The organism is Frankia sp. CoWAU3 (assembly GCF_977971855.1).
On the sequence record NZ_CDWWXB010000127.1, the window covers coordinates 10,091 to 11,016 of the forward strand.

General features: G+C 71.0%; 2 protein-coding genes. Both read left to right on the top strand.

What is annotated here, in order from left to right; genetic code table 11:
* Nucleotides 1-454, top strand: a 454-nt coding sequence (locus tag AC08ON_RS12150) for an acetyl-CoA carboxylase biotin carboxyl carrier protein (RefSeq protein WP_476616986.1), incomplete at its 5' end; no start/stop codon positions are given.
* The coding region (locus tag AC08ON_RS12155; protein WP_476616987.1) for a biotin carboxylase N-terminal domain-containing protein at nt 454-926 on the top strand (473 nt) is incomplete at its 3' end. The genes AC08ON_RS12150 and AC08ON_RS12155, both read left to right, overlap by 1 nt.

Sequence of the window (926 nt, forward strand, 5' to 3'; positions counted from 1 at the left end):
GGCGACGGCGCCGCCGCGTCGTCATCCGGTTCCCGCGCCTCGCTCCGTTCCTGGTGGTGCTGTTCCCGGGGGTGCTGTTCCCGGGGGTGCTGTTCCCGGGGGTGCCGTTCCCGGGGGTGCCGTTCCCGGTGGTGCCGTTCCCGGCGAGGCCGCGCCGGTCGAGGAGCGGCCGGCGGACTCGCCGACCGCCGGTGGTGACGCTGGCCTGAGCTACGTCACCGCGCCGAGCGTCGGGGTCTTCTACTACGCTCCCGAACCCGGTGCGCGGCCGTTCGCCCGGGTCGGGGACACCGTGAAGGCCGGGCAGCAGGTCGCGATCCTCGAGGTGATGAAGCTGATGATCCCCATCGAGGCGGACACAGCCGGCCGGATCGTCGAGCTGTGCCAGCCCGACGCGACATCGGTCGAGTACGGCGAACGGCTGATCGCCATTGATCCGGACGCCCGCGGCTGATGGTCACCACCGTCCTGATCGCCAACCGGGGCGAGATCGCTCTGCGGGTCCTGCGCACCTGCCGGGAGCTCGGCCTGCGTACCGTTGCCGTCTACTCGGCCGACGACCGCGGCAGCATGGTGACCCGGCTCGCCGACCGGGCCGTCCAGATCGGTCCGGGCCCCGCCGGCCGCAGCTACCTCAACATCCCGACGATCATCGAGGCCGCCTGGCTCGCCGGCGCGGACGCCATCCATCCCGGATACGGATTCCTTTCCGAGAACGCGGACTTCGCGGAGGTCTGCGCGTCCGAGGGCATCACCTTCGTCGGACCGCCCGCCTCGGTCATGGAGAAGCTCGGGGACAAGGCCGTCGCCCGCTCGCTGATGGTTGCCGCAGGCCTTCCGCTGCTGCCCGGAAGCCACACTGCGATCGACCACGCGGACGAGGCAGAGGTGTTCGCCGACAGGATCGGCTATCCCGTGATCATCAA